The sequence below is a fragment of the Alicyclobacillus sp. SO9 genome (assembly GCF_016406125.1).
Lineage (GTDB): Bacteria > Bacillota > Bacilli > Alicyclobacillales > Alicyclobacillaceae > SO9.
The window spans coordinates 3,588,692-3,605,592 of sequence record NZ_CP066339.1 but is presented as its reverse complement, the minus strand read 5'-3'; the positions used below and the strand labels follow the sequence as shown (position 1 = coordinate 3,605,592).

The following is a 16,901-nucleotide window of genomic DNA, read 5'->3' as shown; positions in this document are numbered from 1 at the left end:
TGTTTGCCGTGTCTAGCAGGGTGTCTTGTTCATAGATTACAAGTGAGCAGGGCAGAAAGAGGTCATCTGCCCTTGCCGCGTTATCAGTCCAAGACGCAAGAGGGTGAGCACGGTGAACTACGACGAACAGTTAGAAGACGTACGAAAGCAGCAGGAACACCATGAAAAACGCATACGGGGATTGGAAGAAAAGACGGTAAACTTAGAAAACGTAACGCAGGAGTCTCGCGCAGAACAGGTGAATCTTCGGGAATATACCAGGGCCAGGTTTGATCATCACGATGAAAAACTGGAGGACCTCAAAAGTGATTTGAAGACGTTTCACACTCAAAACCAAGAACTGCACGAAAAGTTGACCCATGAAGTGAACGAGAAGATGATTCAGAGTCTGCGGGGAGCAGCCGCATCCAATCCAGTGTGGGTAACCAGCATGATTTCACTGCTTGTGGGCATTTCAGGCATCATTATGGGAGCAGTGGTCGCGTGGGCGATTGCGCACCATTATCTATAGAGCTACGGAATTAGGAGAACTGCAGGATTAGGTGTTGTGAGCAGGGTTACAGTTCACCGTTCCGTGAGGTCTATTTCTGGGGAAATGACGAAAATATCTAACATGATTTCAAGTATCGCGAAACTTACAATCGTCTTGCCGCACTGGCGTTTGAACTCGGGACCAAGGAGACCCTCGAGCAAAATGAGGAAGGTTAGCGTGGTAACGGCACTGATAACGACAGAGTCATATTCCTTGTGCCGACGGTCCTTTTGGTCTGTCGTTTTTGACTTGATAAAGACCCCCTCCTGATAGGCCGCAGTAGCACTGTGATGGAAAGAGAATGCCGCGTGTGGAATTGTCACAGGATTGTTAGCGGTATTGGCTGTACAAGTTCGTGTGACCAACTTGTCACAGTAAATGTGTCACCTGAGGAGAAGGTCAACGTCAAATGCACAGATGAAGTGAATGATACAAGCCGACACACCTGCTTAAGTGCCGGAATACCAATGTTTAGTATGGTAGTGTCTACACTCCTTGAAAAGGAGTTGTTACAGGTGTCCTCCGCCATCAAAACAGCAGGGAATCATAAGCGAAAGACTAAGAAGACTGCCAAGAAACGAACAAACAAAAAAAGGTGGGTTACGAGGACAGCTGAGCGTACTCTCTCGACAGGAAAAGCCAAATCGAAACTGGAACGAGATATGGAAGTCATGGGGGCTAATTTCGTTGCGTTTTTCAGTATCGGCGTACTCATTCAGTTCTTAATGGCGGAGAGCTTCAAAAAGCAGGCTAATTCGCTATTGCTGGCCTTTGCAATTGCAAGGACGCTCGCGATTACAGGAATCACTCTTCCTGAGGAGGAAGAGGAAGTGGCTCTTGGGAAATAAATCTTGACACAAGAAATTGATTGACAGGATGAAAAAATGCTTATACTCTTAAAACGACATTTGTGTCGTTTTTTTATTTTGGTTTGAGGAGTGACTTTATGGATGATGAGACTTCTGTATCGTTTGTACCGCTGATTAAGAATAGGCCCTATTTGGTGCTCATTTCTGCACAATCCGTCTCCAACTTGGGAGATTGGTTGTATATTCTTGCCCTTATCGTTCTGGTTGGTGTGCATTGGCATGCGTCACCAGGCATGATTGCTGTGATGATGTTGTGCCTTTCTACGCCAATGATACTGCTCGGGCCGTTTGTGGGTGTTCTGGCCGATCGCTTTAATCGAACCGTCATCATGATGCTTTCCAACCTCGTCATGGCTGCTTTAGTCATGGCCATTCCATCCACCCATAAGCTATGGGTTCTTTTTCTTGTCTTAATTGCCATTGGCAGCTTTGAATCTCTGTTTGCGCCGGCTGAACAAGGAAAGCTCAAAGAAATTGTTCCAGACCATCAAATTCATCAAGCGACAGCGACAAAGACAGCCGTTAACCAAATCACGAAGGTCATTGGACCGGGCTTAAGCGGCTTGCTGGTGGCATCATTTGGTGCAATGTCAGCCTTCTATTTGGATGGCGCGTCTTTTATCATATCGACCGTCCTGCTGCTGTTTACTATGAGGGTGCACCAAGGTCATGAAACTTCACCTAACCTGAGCACAGGACAATACCATGCGCATCGACAGACTGCGGACAGTGAGTCTGAGGACAGTCAGGATGAAGGCATTCGAGGGTCAGAACAACAACAGAACGAATCGTTTTTAGCACGATTTCGCGTTGGCTGGAATCACATTCTTAAGCGGAGGTTTCTTCTTGTTGGACTTTTTCTCCTTTCCATCATTCTCCTCATTATTCAGTTAACGGATTCTCAATTTATAACTCTGTTACGACTTCTCCCGAATTTCACTCCAAATCTCTTCGGATATTTGATGGCAGCAGCCGGAGGCGGGACTCTCATTACCGCTCTCATCTCAAACCAGTTTAAAAAAGTGTCCTCTGTCTACATGATGGGAATTGGTTCTGTCGGTTTGGCAGTTGGTTACGGCGGTATTGCATGCCTCGTTGAGTTCCATTGGGCTTGGTGGCTGATACCGATGCTTGCATTCATTGCGGGAATCGGAGCGGGTTTTGTGTTTATTCCGTTTCAAGCGGCAGTGCAAAGAGATACACCCGTAGAGCTGACAGGGAGGGTGTTCGGTGTCATTGGTAGTTTCACTACAGGTGCCGCATTGCTGGGCCCGGTTGTCGGAGGCGCCATCATTACACTGTTTGGACCAGTTGACGGATTTTTGATTACGGGTACAGCTTTGGCTATCATTGCTGTAGGAGTTCTTATCTTAAAAAACTGGATGAAACCGGGTGATAACGTTGGCACCAAAAGTGACGGAAGAGCACAAGAGACAACGACGGGCTGACATCATTGCTGCAGCTAAGACCGTGTTTTATCGCATTGGGTATTTAAAGACGACAATGCAGGATGTCATTGATGAAGTGGGTCTAAGCAGGGGAGCAGTGTATGACTATTTCGGCAACAAAAGCGAACTGTTTCGGGCTGTGGTCGATGCACAAGATGTCAGTGTCTTTAAGCTCTACGATGACATTTTACAGGCTCGCCCTATTTGGCCGGCCTTAGTAGAAAACATTTTGGATCCCTTTGAACGTTACAATGAGAACGCGCCGTTAGAGATTGGAGCACACATTGAATTTGTGTTGGAGACGAGGGATGACAACGAACGCTTGACATGGGTCGTTGAGCGCTATCAGCGTTTTGTAACCTCATTCACCGAAATATTCCAAACGGGTATATCCATCGGGGAGTTTGCTCCTCTGCTGCCTGCGGATGTCATTGCTCGTTTTACTCTTTCAGCAATGGATGGTATTCACATGGGGGTGATGGCTGCAGGAGTAAATGTCATTGAAGCGGCCGCGCAGACGGGGGCTTTGCGCAAGTTTCTTCTAGATAATCTGCGGCCGCTTCAAGCTGAGTGATTTGAATTCCAGTAGGATTTTTTCCTGTTGTCTATTTCCTGCTGTCCATTTCCTGTCGTCTAATGGTATTGAATGCGAGGATCAATTAACCCGTACACGAAATCGGTCACCATACTGCCCAATATATTTAGAAATGCGAAGACCAGGGCAATAGTTGTGGCATTGGCGAAAAGGGACGCGTTCAGCGAGCCAATCAGCGCGTACCCGGCGCCTTGTACTCCGTATATGATTTCGATAGCAATCAAAGTGTTCAACATCGTTGGCAGTGATAAGCCGACCAGACTGACAAACGGCAGCAAGGCATTGCGTCTCATGTGACGGGCAATCACTCGGGACTGTGACACACCTTTCGATCGCGCCATCCGGACGTAATCGCTTTTTGCCTCGCCGCCTAACGATGCCCGGAGTTGCTGAGTCCAAGGACCAATGACACTGAGAGCCAATGCCGTCGTAGGCAGTACATGGTAGTACACCCTATGAAACAGGCTGCTTCCAGGCGGGGTGAAGGAACTGGCAGGAAACCAGGGGACATCAATCGCGAAAACAACCACCAGTAAGCTTCCAATGACAAAACCGGGCACCGCACTCAGCATTCCTGTCAGTACTGAAAGTCCTCGGTCTATCACACTGCCATTGGTACGGATCTGCCACTGAGCAATGGCGATTGAAGCCAGAAAAGCCACTACAATACTCACGCTGAGCAGTACTAAACTAGGGACCAAATAGCGTTTCACGACGGCTCCCAATCCTCCCACGTGAAAGAGAGCTCGTACCCACAGAAGGTACTGGACGAACACAGGCTTGTCCAGCCCCAGTTCCCGGTTCAATGCAGCACCGCGGCTTGGCGTCCAGTTTTGTCCCAACATAGCCCGGGCTGGATTGACGTGGTCGATGTGCAGAGCGAAAAACATGATGAGACTGAATCCGAACAATGCAAGGACCGCTTCTAAGGTGCGGCGGGGAACGAAACGAATCACGATGCCACCTCCGACTGAGAGTTCAAGCTTTCACGGGCGGCGACAGCCATGAAGTGGACTGCTAACTGTAGCAGGATTAAAAAGGCCGTAGGAAGAACCCAGAGCCACCAATACCCGTCGTAGATTACATGTATGCCATGGGCAATCATAGATCCCCAATTAGGGTTGGGGGCCGGCAGACTGAATCCGAGAAAGCTTGCAGTGGCAATCACAAGAATTGCCGTTCCGAAGGAAGAAGTGACTGTTGTCAGTAAGGTAGACCAGAGATTAGGCAGGAGATGACGCACGATGATGCGACGACGACTTGCTCCCAGCGACCCTGCTGCCATAATGAACTCACGCGTAGAAAGTGACATCACCTCGGCTCGAACCGGGCGGCCGACGAAGGGCCAGGAGGTTAATGACACGACCACAATCATGGTTGTGGGCGAAGCCCCTACCAGAACTTCGAATAGCAGTAACGGCACAAGTTGGGGAACGCTGGTGACGATGTCCATGGTCCACGAGAGGAGCCGGTCCACCAACCCGCCGTAAAATCCGGATAACACGCCGACCCAGAACCCCAACGTGGTGGAGATGATTGCCGACAGCAAGCCAATTAAAAGCATCAGGCGTCCTCCATACATCAGCCGTATCATTTCGTTGCGACCGATATCGTCTGTTCCCAACGGCCACTTCAAAGACGGCGGTTGCCCGAAAGCACCCGGATGAGAAGTCAATGGACTTGACGGGTCCAGAATCGGACCAAGAAAGCAAAACAATAGAAACCCAAGGACAATGAGCGCACCAATCCAAAATGTCGGTTTTCTAAGAAACTTCTGTCGGACTGATGAGACTGATGGCGGCCGTTCTCCGGTCACCTGTTGAATTTTAGCAGCAAGCATGATGACGCACCTAAACCCCTTTCCAGCAAAACAACCAACCCAAACGAGCAACTCAAGCAAACACCGCAAGCGACACAGTTTATGTACATTATATTCGTAAGTAAGGAACAATTTTACTGTGGAAATTCCGAAAGCTTAGCGCTTTACAGATGGATATGTAAGCAAAAAATTTCAAATCCAATCCATATCATCCATGGTTTATATGACTTCTATCAAAATACAATCAAAAGTACACATCCTATAATCCAAGGCACACATTGTCCTTGATGGTGTTCAATCCGTTTGGCAGACGGAGACTATGGCTCCATTACTTTAGAATTGTTTGATATTTCCGTAGGTTGTGCTAACTTTAACATAGCACAAAACCGTGGATTGAGCACCGGTTTGAGTACAAGGAGAGGTCAGCTATGGCTTTGACTGTCGTTGATACTGAATACGGGAAAGTAAAGGGGATAGAGGAAGGACCAGTCATAGTATGGCGTGGAATACGGTACGCCAAGGCACCTGTTGGAAAGCTTCGTTTTCATCCGCCACAGCCTCCTGAGACTTGGAGTGACGTTTACGACGCGTCTGTGTTTGGACCCGTTGCTCATCAGACCCGAATGCCTTTGTTTGAAACGGAAACAGAAACGCTTGACGAGGACTGCTTGCGACTGAACATCTGGTCACCTGCAGCGGACCATAAAATGCGGCCCGTCATGGTGTTTCTGCATGGCGGTGCATTTCGTGGGGGAAGCGGTCAACAGCGAGTCTATGATGGAACGTCTTTTGCCGCAAATGGCGATGTTGTTCTAGTCACAGTCAATTACCGATTGGGGCCTTTGGGATTTCTATACCTGGGCGGCATTGCCGGCGAAGAGTATGCTTCTTCAGGAAACTCGGGATTGCTTGACCAAGTGGCTGCCCTAAAATGGGTTCGTGATAATATTACCGGTTTTGGCGGCAATCCCAACCGCGTCACCGTATTTGGCGAATCTGCCGGCGCGATGAGCATCAGTGCCCTCCTCTGCATGCCGGAGGCAAAGGGACTATTTCAACAAGCGATTCTGGAAAGTGGAATTATGCTCGGCGGCTTGGGCATGTACGATAAAGCCTCTGCAGCGAAGCTCACACATCATGTGTTGTCATCTGCGGGTATCAGTCCCGACAACTGGGTCGCTCTACTGGATATGCCCGCATCGCAACTGATTGAAGCGACGCAAGCCATCGGACTGTGGAAACCTATGGTTGACGGAGTCGTGATTCCGGCTTCTTTCGAGGAAAACATGAGAATGGGTAGTTTGCATGACGTACCGATGATTGTCGGCACGAACTTGAGGGAGATTGCCTTCTATTTTAATCGTGATTTAAATTGGCGAAACCTAGACGACGCTTCCCGCATCGCACGGTTTAACGCTCCTTTTGGTCCATTCCCGCCACTGGGCCCGTTTCCCCCTGAAATACAGCGGTTGTACGTAGAAGGGCGGGAGAAGGGTGAACTAGAGGACAGCTTAATTCAACTCACTACATTCCTGGCATTTGCAGGACCTCTGCAACAGTTCATAGGCGAAAATACCAACCAGTCCCCGTTGTGGGTCTATCGATTTGATTGGGGAACGCGGCCCTGGAAGGCTTCCCATGCCTTTGAACTTCCGTTTGTATTTAACAATGTGGACTATCCCCTGTCTCAAATTGAGGGGACACCGGAGGACATTCGTAACATGGCATCACAAATGCACTATACTTGGATTGCATTTGCACACCATGGGACTCCAGGTAACGAATACATTCCTGATTGGCCCCAGTCCAATGCATCGACGCGGCCAACGTTGTTACTGGATACGCAAAGCCGTGTCGTGGAAGACCCATTCTTGGAAGAACGCAAGGTTTGGACACAGGTGTTAAAGCGTCAGTAGACTAGAAGGGTTGTCTGAATGAACAAGCATTGGTCCACGTGACGACGTTGGTTTTGAAGTTACAAAAAGGGATTCAGCAACTTGCTGAATCCCTTGCTCTATATGGTGCCGAGGACCGGACTTGAACCGGTACGGGCTTTTGGCCCGGCAGATTTTAAGTCTGCTGCGTCTGCCGATTCCGCCACCCCGGCAAGTTAGCAACGTGAGTTTATCACGTTGCGGGTAAACAAGTCAATGTCTGCGTTGCCAATCCGTGAACTGTCTGTACTTACGACAAAGGGTTGGTTTCCTTATGGTCTGTTTGCACAGGTTGATTATGCTCGTCTACCATGACGACGACAGGTTTGTGTTGCTTTGTTTCTGCTTCGTCGTACATGGCGTAAGAAATGATGATAACCAAGTCTCCGGGAGCACCGAGACGGGCTGCGGCGCCGTTGAGACCAATCACACCAGATTTCGCCTGGCCAAGAATGACGTAGGTTTCAAGCCGTGCCCCATTATTAATGTTTACAATCTGAACCCGTTCATTCTCAACGAGTCCCGCTGCATTCGCTAAGTCTTCATCTATAGTAATACTTCCCATATAGTTCAAATTAGCTTCCGTCAGCACAGCACGATGAATTTTGGATTTCATGAGTGTACGAATCACGCGAAGACACTTCCTTTCTTCACCGCAATTACAGTATCACAGTTTTGCGGTTTCGTATGCCGTCTCTTGTTGAACAAACTGTGGACACAGACAAAGATTATACGCTACTTCTTGAACGGCGAAAAGGCCTGGTCTTAATTCCCTTGGGTTTCCATAGGTTTCAATCGAATTCTGTCCGTGGCATTGGCGTCGATTTGCTTTAGGCGGGGTGTTCTTCGGGGTACGAAACATTTCCTGGGACATGCTATACTTGAAACCGGGATTCACAGATTCGGAGATTTGAAGATTTTGCTGTCGTACGGTGGCTGCGCTGTAAAATCCCCGTCAACGTCAACCATCTGGAGGAGGAATCTGCGTGAAAAAAGTTGTGACAACAGACTTTGAAGTGCGATGGGGCGAATGTGATCCCGCTGGGATTGTGTACCACCCGGTCTACATAGATTGGTTTTCGGTTGCCAGAATGCATTTTCTCAAAGAAAACGGAATTTCCTACATGGAGTCATTTCACGATAATGGCATTGTCTTGGTAGTGCTTGGAGTTCAGAGCCGATACTTTAAAACACTGAGAGCTGAAGACCAAGTCAAAGTAGAAGCCAGAATGGAAAAACTGACGAGAACCAGAATTGAAATGGCCTACCGCGTAGTAAATGCCGCGGGAGAGCTGTGCACAGAAGGCAAGACTGAGCATGCCTACGTGGACGAACGCAACCGAGCGGTAAATGTGGCAAAGAAGTTGCCTGAGGTGTGGAATTTGATGCAATCCCGTCTCCAGGACTAGGTTCAGAATATTTGTGAACGGGATTTACGCCTGTTTTTCGGCGCTTTCGGCTTTTATCTCTACATTTGCGGCATCAGCCTTCACTTCGCCAGATTGTCCGTTCATACGGTATAAAACAGGCGGATGCAAGCGGCGTGCTGCATGATTGATTTCTGGTCAGTAAATTGGATGATGTGTGTTGCTAGTCTTGCCGTAATAGTTTGGCAAAGCACGGGTTCATTCTCGATTGACTTCATTTTACGGTGTGTGCTAAGATTAGCTCTGTCCAATTGAGCGACTGTAGCTCAGAGGGAGAGCACCACCTTGACACGGTGGGGGCCACAGGTTCAAGTCCTGTCAGTCGCACCAGAGTGAACCGCCGACACAGATTTGTGTCGGCGGTTTTACGTCTTAAAAATATTGTCGGGATTTATCAATTTTTCACCGCTTAGAGGAATATCTTTTCACTGCGCCGCTCAATACTGTCAGTTAGATGCATATCGGAAGGACTGATGGGTGTGGCGAAAATACACATTCAATCTAAACGGGGGACAAATGCCCTGAAGAGCAAGTTGGCGGGATGTGGCTTTCCGTTACAGACTGATGAGCATGACACTGACGTCATGCAAACGGACGTCTTGCGAGCGGAAACGATTTTACAAGTAACAGTAATGGAGAATGATATTGATACGTTTGTAAAGTGTCTAACGCAGTTTATGTTAGATGACTGGAAAAGGTCTTACCTGGAGGAATACTTGGTTCAACAGCATCCGTTTCTGAAAGGTGATCAGCGCGAGTATTTAAGCTTGCTGGTAGCCCATGCGTTAACGCAGAATCGGGTACAATCACCTGATTTGGCAAGCGTACTGACAGACATTGAGGCTGAGCTGGTCCGTTCTTTTCGCCAGGCCGCGGCCTCAAACTGGATTGACATTCAAGGCATTGTCCATTTTCGCGTTCAGGGGTATGTGAAACTCCTGGAACAGGGTATGGAGGAGATGGTAGAGCAGTTTTTATCAGATGCGGAGTACGAAGAGTTTGTCGCAACGCTTCGCTATGTCCTTGAATCCAACCCTCCTTCAGCACAGACACTGCACGTATTTTGCACAGACGAACGAGTCTGGATTTCCGATGAAGCAGGTCAGTTGTACCAAGATGAGGCTGTTGTTGAGGCGGCAGCCAAGGCGTGTCCCGACGAAGAGGTCAATGCTGAGGATTTGGCGATGAGTATTTTGGTGACGAGATCGCCGTGTCGGATTGTTCTGCACGATTTGACTCAGTATGCCGCGTGGCCGAGTTTTGCAGAGACATGTGAAAGAGTCTTTTTGGGTCGGGTGGAGCGGTGCCATAACTGCTCGACCTGCAAGACGATTGCCGGCAATGAATTGACCTAGAGTTGGCCTTGACTTTCGCGGGGCGGATGGGTAGAATCTTATACAAAATTTCGACATACTTGGCAATGCGGAAAGATGCGCCGAACGTTCACGGTGACAAGAGAAGGAGTGCCTTGGCTGAAAGCCTCCCCATCCTCTAACGTATCGGACACCACTTTCCAAGCTGGACCGGGAATCAGCAGAGCGCTGTGAAACGAGTCTCGGGGCGTACGTTATACGCAAAATGAGGACTGTAAGCTGACGGCTGACGCGTAAGCGGAACAACAACAACAGCCGGACAGCAGTCACAGTCGAAGTTGGGTGGAACCACGGGAACAACGTTCTCGTCCTGATGAACAACATCGGGGCGGGGGCGTTTTTTTATTTGTTCTTGGCTGTAACCGCGGGAGTAGACCTTGTGCTGCGGACTGACAGATACACAAATACAGGAGTGATGAAGAGTGGCTGAGAATAGAAGTGTTCGACTCAAAGACGGAACCGTAAAGAGTTTTCCTGAAGGCACTACTTTTTACGATGTAGCAGCAGCGATTGGCCCGAGATTGGCTAAGGATGCAGTGGCGGCAAAAGCAGACGGCAAGGTGGTGGATTTGAACCGCGTTCTGGAATCAGACGTTGAACTTGAACTGCTCACCTTGAAGGACCCAGAAGGCGTCGATGTGATGCGCCACACCTGTGCGCATGTCATGGCCCAGGCTGTAGCACGGCTGTATCCTGGAACCAAGTTTGCCATTGGTCCTGTCATTGATAACGGCTTTTATTACGATTTCGCCGATCACGATTTTTCCTCGGAAGACTTCCCCGCCATTGAGGCTGAGATGAAGAAGATTGTGAAGGAAGACTACCCTGTGGAGCGGCGGGTGCTGACACGGGACGAGGCTCTGGAAATGTTCCGCGAACGGGATGACCGCTTCAAAGTGGAAATCATCAACGATCTGCCTGCGTCCGAAACCATTACTGTGTATCAACAGGGCGAATTTATCGACCTGTGCCGAGGACCGCACTTACCGTCCACAGGCAGAATCAAGGTGTTTAAGCTGATGTCTCTGGCAGGTGCCTATTGGCGCGGGGATTCCGACCGAGAGATGCTGACCCGGGTGTATGCGGTGGCATTTGCCAAGTCCCCGCAACTTGATGAGTATCTGCGGTTGCTGGAAGAGGCTAAGGAACGGGATCACCGGAAGCTTGGCAAGGAACTGGGCATTTTCATGTTGTCGCCAGAAGTTGGACAAGGACTCCCGTTGTGGCTGCCAAACGGAGCAAAGATTCGCAGAACCATTGAGCGCTACATCGTGGACTTGGAGGAGAAGCGGGGGTACCATCACGTGTACACTCCCCACCTAGCCAACGTTGAGTTGTACAAGATTTCCGGGCACTGGGAGCACTACCATGAAGACATGTATCCTCCGATGCAGATGGATAACGAGGAACTGGTCCTGCGTCCAATGAACTGTCCGCACCATATGATGATTTACGGCAATGAGATGCACAGTTACCGTGATTTGCCGCTGCGGATTGCCGAACTTGGCATGATGCACCGCTATGAAATGTCTGGTGCTTTGGCCGGGCTGCAACGGGTGCGTGCCATGACTTTGAACGATGCTCACCTATTTTTGCGTCCCGATCAGATTAAAAGCGAGTTTCGCAAAGTTGTGCAGCTGATTGAGCAGGTGTACAAGGACTTCGGCATTGATGATTACTACCACCGGTTGTCGTACCGTGACAAAACGGATAAAGAGAAGTATGTGCAAAACGATGAAATGTGGGAACTTGCGCAGAAGATGCTGAAAGAAACCATGGATGAGATGGGACTCGAGTACGTCGAAGCACCCGGGGAAGCGGCCTTCTACGGACCAAAGCTTGATGTGCAGGTGCGCACGGCACTGGGCAAAGACGAAACTTTGTCGACTGTTCAACTGGACTTCCATTTGCCAAACCGCTTTGACCTGACCTACATTGGCGAAGACGGCAAGCCCCACCGCCCGGTTGTCATTCACCGCGGGGTAGTGGGTACCATGGAGCGGTTTGTTGCCTTCCTCTTGGAACAGTACAAGGGGGCGTTTCCGGCGTGGCTCGCTCCTACCCAAGTCCGCGTAGCAACTGTGGCAGAAGAGTTTGAAGCCTACGCAGAGGAAGTAGTCGACCGGCTTCGTGAGTCCGGATTTCGTGCTGAAGCGGACATTCGCCCGGAAAAAATCGGGTACAAGATTCGCGATGCGCAAGTTCACAAGGTACCTTATACGTTGGTTGTAGGCCAACGCGAGCGCGAAGGCGGTTTGGTCAGTGCTCGCAAGTACGGAAAAGGAGACCTGGGGCAGATGTCTCTGCAGCAGTTCAGCGAGGTGTTGCATCGAGAAGTGGTGAACAAGGAGTTATTAGTGCAGTAAGTCAAGGTTGACTGCAGCATGACTTTTGATCTAAACTTATCTATGACTCACTCACAAATTTTAGATCGGTGCAAGAAGAAGCATCCCGCTTCTCACCTTGTGGGCTCATGCCGACGGGTTATCGTATTATAGACCATTCACCATTTTGGGACCGTACTTGAAATGGTTGTGGAGGCGCGGGATTTGCCCGCGCCTCTTCGTTTCTGTCAAGTAACGATAAGCGTCAGTGAGAGAATCTTTCGGAGGTGACAGCATATTAGCAAGGACGGGTTTCAAGTCAATGATACGATTCGCGCTCGCGAAGTCCGTGTCATCGATGAAGACGGTGGTCAGTTGGGAATCATGAATATTCGTGACGCGCGCAGGAAAGCCGAAGAGCAAAATCTCGACTTGGTCAATGTAGCTCCAAATGCGAAACCGCCTGTGTGCCGCATTATGGACTACGGAAAATTCAAGTATGAACAGAGCAAGAAAGAGAAGGAAGCGCGCAAGAATCAAAAAGTCATCACACTCAAGGAAGTGCGGATGACACCGAATATCGAGGAACACGACTACAACGTGAAAATGAAAAACGTGATAAAGTTCCTCGGTGAAGGGAGTAAAGTGAAAGTTTCAGTCCGGTTCCGCGGTCGTGAAATCACGCACTCCTCCCTCGGACAGCAGTTGCTGATGAAGCTCGCCGTGGCTTTGAAAGAAGATGCCATTGTTGAGCGGATGCCAAAGTTGGAAGGCCGACAGATGATTATGATTTTGGCGCCAAAACAGACGACGTCCTGATTCCGGCTGCACCTTGACCCAGTCACTGTGACCTGTTTGTACGGTTTGCGCCTAGTTCGCCTGTGCATCCAGGTTATTGAGGAGACGCGCAACTATAGAAATGGAGGATGCCAAAATGTCGAAAATGAAGACGCACAGCGGTACGAAGAAGCGTTTGAAGAAAACCGCTTCAGGGAAATTAAAGCGCGCACATGCTTTCGCTTATCATAAATCAGAACACAAGAGCTCCAAGCGTAAGCGCCGCTTGAGCGGTACCACAGTAATTTCGGCTAGCGATTATCGCCGCATTAAACACATGATTTGATGCAACAATGGCTTGATGTAATAAAGGAGGAACTTAGACATGGCACGTGTGAAAAGCGGCATGGTGACTCGCCGTCGACATAAAAAGATATTAAAGCTTGCAAGAGGTTACCGCGGATCAAAGCATCGTCTGTTTAGAACAGCGAAGCAGCAGGTTATGAAGTCCTACCAATACGCATACCGAGACAGGCGCGTTCGCAAGCGCGATTTCCGCAGACTGTGGATTCAACGAATCAATGCAGCTGCACGGATGAACGGCTTGTCATACAGCAAGTTCATGCATGGACTGAAGCTTGCGGGAGTTGAGGTAAACCGTAAGATGTTGGCGGACTTGGCAGTTGCAGACGGAAAAGCGTTTAGTGAACTGGCTTCTGTTGCAAAACAAAAGCTTGAAGCATAACAACAATATAAATGGGTGTCCCGGTCGCCACAGGCGGCCGGGACTTTTCCTGAGGTGAACCATGTTTATCGAATCGCCTGCCAACGAGAAGGTCAGAAAATGGCGTAAGTTGAAGAATAAGAAGGGTCGCAAGGAACAGCAGCTGTTTCTGGTAGAGGGATTGCGCCTCGTGGAGGAACTGCTTCAGTCAAGCTGGGAACCGGTGTATCTGTTGTGGGATGTCGGGACGGATGAAGTGCCCGAGAGGATTTTGACACGAGCCAAAGAAAGAAATACTGTAATAGTGGAGATGTCCCCGGCAGCCTTTGCTGCGGTATCAGACACTGTGACTCCTCAAGGTGTTATCGTGATTGCGGCTTTGCCGCCAACCTCGCCCGCTTACCCGGAACATGTACTTCTTTTGGATGAAGTCCAAGACCCCGGGAACGCAGGTACACTGCTGCGCGCGGCCGAAGCCTTTGGCTTGGAAGAAGTTGTGTGCACTACTGGAACGGTCGATCCCTTTGCACCCAAGGTGGTTCGCTCTACGATGGGAGGACTGTTTCACTTACGTGTCCAGGCTATCGATGCTCTGCCGTATATTCATACTTGGTCTGAGACATGGCCTGACGGACAGGTTATCAGCACCCAGGCGGTAGGAGCCAATCACTGTTATGTGGCGGATTTTACGAAGCCCACACTGCTGATTATCGGGAGTGAGGCAACTGGGGTATCGGAGAAGCTGATTGAGGCTTCAGACGACACAGTTCAAATCCCTATGGCAGGTCAGGCAGAAAGCCTGAATGCAGCCATGGCCGGCTCCATCCTGATGTATGAAATGCTCCGTCAAAGGCTAAACCGATAACGGATAAGTTGCGGGCATTGCGGACAACCGGGTGGACACAGCGGCCCAGCCGGAAGCTCCTTCCTGTTCAGCAGAAACTGAACATGCATGAGGTCCGCTGTGCCGCGCGTCTTTGCCGATTTTTTGTGTTTATGGAAGGTCCTGAGATTCAGCTTTTAGCTCGGACGTATCCTTGTCGGATTCAGGGACATTGCTGTTGCCGTCGTCGTCGCTGATGTTAGCGCTGCTGATGCTGTCGTCTTTGCTGCTGTCGTTTTGGCTGCTGTCGTCTTGGCCATCCAGTTGAGCGTTCATTTTGTGGTGCATCCAGCGGTGGAACCACCAATATGTACCGCCAAGCACGATAAGAATTAGAACGGCAGGAATCACTTCTGACTTCCAATGGTGAATGACTTGCATAATCGCTCTGTCAATGACGGAACCAGCAAGAATGAAAGTGGTAGTCCAGAAGATGGACGCAATTAAAATCACTGGCGCAAAAATTCTTAATCGAATGCGATTGATGCCGGCAATATAAGGCACAAAAATTCGAACAAATGCGATGTAACGCGAAATTGCCAATGTGGGAATCGTATATTTCTGGAATGTCTGTTCGGCTTTGTCAATTCGTGCTGGTGTCAAACGAACATACTTGCCAAAACGCTCCAAAAACGGTCGACCTAAGGCTCGACCAATAAAATATGCTATCATGGCACCTGAGAAGGTGCCCATGGAAGCGGCAGTTACGAGCCATATCAGTTTGAAGTGGTAAGTATGTTGTTGATACAGTATACCGGTTGCGGTGAGGGTTGTTTCGGCAGGTACAGGAATAATAATGGAGTATTCCAGCGCCATGCCCCCGACGAGTCCCCAGTATCCCCAGTTTTGAATCAGATGATTAATCAAGTGCACGGCTCGTACTCCTTTGTAATTGTAGTTAGGAGGCAGACAGTGACGGGAAGAATCAGCACAGCGCACAGTAGTGCAAAGATCTTTACACCAATGCGGCTATCGTCCTTGTTCATCCTTGGACTTTCAGAATTCGTCCGAGGAGCACTGCTCTTTTTTATCTTACCAATTTACGTCCGTGGTGTGCTAGGTCTTTCTCCTTCCATTGTTGGTTACGCTTTGGCAGCTCACTACGCGGTTGATACTGCTCTTCGCGGTCCAGCAGGTTGGCTGACTGACAAATTCGGGCAACGCAATGTGCTGCTGATTGCTTTAGGACTCGGCTGGATTGGCCTGTGGTCAGTCGTACGCGCACAGGCTGCAATGCCGTTAATTATAGGTTCCGCTCTGTTCGGTACAGGCATGGCAACCGTGTGGCCCGTTGTTATCTCTCGGGTTACGTCAGGTCTTCCTCAGGGTTCTCATGCAACGGCCATGGGGTCTGTGTTTTCGGCCTGGCTTGTCGGTGTCGGCATCGGCACAGTCAGTATGGCCTGGTTGTTGGGAAACCATGTCCGAGCCGGGTTTACGGTTCTTCTCTTGGTGTGGGTGGCAGCAGCCCTGATTGCGATGATTACAATGAGCCGACCAAAAATCAGAAGTCGTGAAGAAAAAGCAGGTGAAGGCAGCAGCACTGCCAATCGACTGAGTATACATACAATTGTTGCAGAAGCCCGCGATTTGCGGCTCTTATTTCCCGGGATGTTCGTTCAGACTTTTGCTCTCGGATTGCTCTTGCCTGTGTTTGTCCTGTACGTACGATATCAATTGGGGTTGTCTGGGCAAACCTACAGCTATCTCCTGCTCCTGGGGGGAACTGCGACGGTATTGTTGCAGATTCCTCTTGGTCGAATGATTGACAGACTTGGGTACAAGGCATTTCTTCTGTCAGGTTTTGTCCTAGCCGCCTGCACCATACTCGTTCTTGTACATTTGCATACGTTGATACATGTGGCCCTTGCTGTTATTGTACTAGGTGCTGCGTACGCGCTCATTTTACCTAGCTGGAATTCCGTCATTGCCAACAGTGTGTCACAGCGAAGGCGTGCAGTGATGTGGGGTATTTTTATGACTGTTGAGGGCCTTGGAATGGCTCTCGGACCGTTTCTCGGCGGACAGCTGTGGACCTGGCTCGCTCCCTCTGCACCGTTCTACCTGGCCGCGTTCATTCTCATCTTTATGTCGTTTTTTTACGGTTTCGCTCCGTTGCAGCGTTTGTTTCGGCAGCGTGAAGTTGAAGAAAAGGTAGATTTAAATAAAGGGCGCATCGGATAGTACTGGACCTTG

18 protein-coding genes, 2 tRNA genes and 1 other annotated feature are annotated in these 16,901 nt (G+C 49.5%); of the genes, 14 read left to right on the top strand and 6 right to left on the bottom strand.

Translation table 11 applies throughout. The features are described from left to right. The first annotated feature begins 112 nt into the window (after positions 1-112). Positions 113-511 (top strand): hypothetical protein, encoded by a 399-nt coding sequence (locus tag GI364_RS16930; RefSeq protein WP_198850410.1) that lies wholly within the window; start codon positions 113-115, stop codon positions 509-511. Between the two features lie 53 nt (positions 512-564). On the opposite strand, the gene GI364_RS16925 is transcribed toward GI364_RS16930, so the two are convergent. Further along, complete coding sequence (locus tag GI364_RS16925) at positions 565-855, bottom strand: hypothetical protein (RefSeq protein WP_198850409.1); 291 nt, start codon at positions 853-855, stop codon at positions 565-567. Between the two features lie 192 nt (positions 856-1,047). Here GI364_RS16925 and GI364_RS16920 point away from each other — a divergent pair, with 192 nt between their 5' ends. The 3 genes from GI364_RS16920 (at position 1,048) to GI364_RS16910 (ending at position 3,423) form a co-directional block, all read left to right on the top strand. Beyond that, positions 1,048-1,380 (top strand): hypothetical protein, encoded by a 333-nt coding sequence (locus GI364_RS16920; protein WP_198850408.1) that lies wholly within the window; start codon positions 1,048-1,050, stop codon positions 1,378-1,380. 98 nt (positions 1,381-1,478) lie between these two features. Further along, a complete protein-coding gene (locus GI364_RS16915; protein WP_198850407.1) occupies positions 1,479-2,849 on the top strand; it encodes an MFS transporter in 1,371 nt (456 codons plus the stop codon). Next, a complete protein-coding gene (locus GI364_RS16910; protein WP_198850406.1) occupies positions 2,794-3,423 on the top strand; it encodes a TetR/AcrR family transcriptional regulator in 630 nt (209 codons plus the stop codon). The genes GI364_RS16915 and GI364_RS16910 overlap by 56 nt, the downstream gene beginning before the upstream one ends. 59 nt (positions 3,424-3,482) lie before the next feature. Here the strand turns inward: GI364_RS16910 and GI364_RS16905 are convergent, their stop codons facing one another. Together GI364_RS16905 and GI364_RS16900 are read right to left on the bottom strand one after the other, a co-directional pair. After that, complete coding sequence (locus tag GI364_RS16905; protein WP_198850405.1) at positions 3,483-4,400, bottom strand: ABC transporter permease; 918 nt, start codon at positions 4,398-4,400, stop codon at positions 3,483-3,485. Then, positions 4,397-5,284, bottom strand: a complete 888-nt coding sequence (locus GI364_RS16900; RefSeq protein WP_198850404.1) for an ABC transporter permease — start codon at positions 5,282-5,284, stop codon at positions 4,397-4,399. Before GI364_RS16900 ends, GI364_RS16905 begins: the two co-directional genes overlap by 4 nt. Before the next feature lie 407 nt (positions 5,285-5,691). Between GI364_RS16900 and GI364_RS16895 the strand changes: the two genes are divergently transcribed. Next, a complete protein-coding gene (locus tag GI364_RS16895; protein ID WP_198850403.1) occupies positions 5,692-7,179 on the top strand; it encodes a carboxylesterase/lipase family protein in 1,488 nt (495 codons plus the stop codon). A gap of 103 nt (positions 7,180-7,282) precedes the next feature. Here GI364_RS16895 and GI364_RS16890 read toward each other — a convergent pair. Together GI364_RS16890 and panD are read right to left on the bottom strand one after the other, a co-directional pair. Then, positions 7,283-7,370, bottom strand: a tRNA-Leu gene (locus GI364_RS16890). Positions 7,371-7,447: 77 nt separating this feature from the next. Next, positions 7,448-7,828, bottom strand: a complete 381-nt coding sequence (gene panD, locus GI364_RS16885) for an aspartate 1-decarboxylase (RefSeq protein ID WP_198850402.1) — start codon at positions 7,826-7,828, stop codon at positions 7,448-7,450. Positions 7,829-8,183: 355 nt separating this feature from the next. Here panD and GI364_RS16880 point away from each other — a divergent pair, with 355 nt between their 5' ends. The 8 genes from GI364_RS16880 (at position 8,184) to GI364_RS16845 (ending at position 14,687) form a co-directional block, all read left to right on the top strand. After that, positions 8,184-8,606, top strand: a complete 423-nt coding sequence (locus GI364_RS16880; protein WP_198850401.1) for an acyl-CoA thioesterase — start codon at positions 8,184-8,186, stop codon at positions 8,604-8,606. A 273-nt stretch (positions 8,607-8,879) separates the two neighbouring features. Then, a tRNA-Val gene (locus tag GI364_RS16875) sits at positions 8,880-8,954 on the top strand. Between the two features lie 149 nt (positions 8,955-9,103). Beyond that, positions 9,104-9,979 (top strand): sporulation protein YtxC, encoded by an 876-nt coding sequence (ytxC, locus tag GI364_RS16870; protein WP_198850400.1) that lies wholly within the window; start codon positions 9,104-9,106, stop codon positions 9,977-9,979. A gap of 440 nt (positions 9,980-10,419) precedes the next feature. Then, positions 10,420-12,363 carry a threonine--tRNA ligase gene (gene thrS / locus GI364_RS16865; protein WP_198850399.1) on the top strand — a complete coding sequence of 648 codons (1,944 nt, stop codon included), beginning with the start codon at positions 10,420-10,422 and terminating at the stop codon, positions 12,361-12,363. A gap of 66 nt (positions 12,364-12,429) precedes the next feature. After that, positions 12,430-12,568, top strand: a sequence feature (ribosomal protein L20 leader region). Positions 12,569-12,618: 50 nt separating this feature from the next. After that, positions 12,619-13,140 carry a translation initiation factor IF-3 gene (gene infC / locus GI364_RS16860; RefSeq protein ID WP_198854081.1) on the top strand — a complete coding sequence of 174 codons (522 nt, stop codon included), beginning with the start codon at positions 12,619-12,621 and terminating at the stop codon, positions 13,138-13,140. 115 nt (positions 13,141-13,255) lie between these two features. Further along, positions 13,256-13,444, top strand: coding sequence for a 50S ribosomal protein L35 (gene rpmI, locus GI364_RS16855; protein WP_198850398.1), 189 nt, complete (start codon positions 13,256-13,258; stop codon positions 13,442-13,444). A 39-nt stretch (positions 13,445-13,483) separates the two neighbouring features. Beyond that, on the top strand, positions 13,484-13,843 hold the full coding sequence (gene rplT, locus GI364_RS16850) for a 50S ribosomal protein L20 (protein WP_198850397.1): 360 nt from the start codon (positions 13,484-13,486) through the stop codon (positions 13,841-13,843). A gap of 61 nt (positions 13,844-13,904) precedes the next feature. Continuing rightward, positions 13,905-14,687 (top strand): TrmH family RNA methyltransferase, encoded by a 783-nt coding sequence (locus GI364_RS16845; protein WP_198850396.1) that lies wholly within the window; start codon positions 13,905-13,907, stop codon positions 14,685-14,687. Between the two features lie 129 nt (positions 14,688-14,816). Here GI364_RS16845 and GI364_RS16840 read toward each other — a convergent pair whose 3' ends face one another. Further along, entirely contained in the window at positions 14,817-15,578 is a 762-nt protein-coding gene (locus GI364_RS16840; RefSeq protein WP_198850395.1) for a DedA family protein, read from the bottom strand. A gap of 39 nt (positions 15,579-15,617) precedes the next feature. Between GI364_RS16840 and GI364_RS16835 the strand changes: the two genes are divergently transcribed. Next, complete coding sequence (locus GI364_RS16835; protein WP_198850394.1) at positions 15,618-16,889, top strand: MFS transporter; 1,272 nt, start codon at positions 15,618-15,620, stop codon at positions 16,887-16,889. Positions 16,890-16,901: the final 12 nt, after the last annotated feature.

Excerpts from the sequence above, each read along its gene's own strand:
- rpmI (WP_198850398.1), top strand. The coding sequence starts at position 13,256 with ATGTCGAAAATGAAGACGCACAGCGGTACGAAGAAGCGTTTGAAGAAA.
- GI364_RS16915 (WP_198850407.1), top strand. The coding sequence starts at position 1,479 with ATGGATGATGAGACTTCTGTATCGTTTGTACCGCTGATTAAGAATAGG.
- GI364_RS16845 (WP_198850396.1), top strand. The coding sequence starts at position 13,905 with ATGTTTATCGAATCGCCTGCCAACGAGAAGGTCAGAAAATGGCGTAAG.
- rplT (WP_198850397.1), top strand. The coding sequence starts at position 13,484 with ATGGCACGTGTGAAAAGCGGCATGGTGACTCGCCGTCGACATAAAAAG.
- GI364_RS16900 (WP_198850404.1), bottom strand. The coding sequence starts at position 5,284 with ATGCTTGCTGCTAAAATTCAACAGGTGACCGGAGAACGGCCGCCATCA.
- GI364_RS16895 (WP_198850403.1), top strand. The coding sequence starts at position 5,692 with ATGGCTTTGACTGTCGTTGATACTGAATACGGGAAAGTAAAGGGGATA.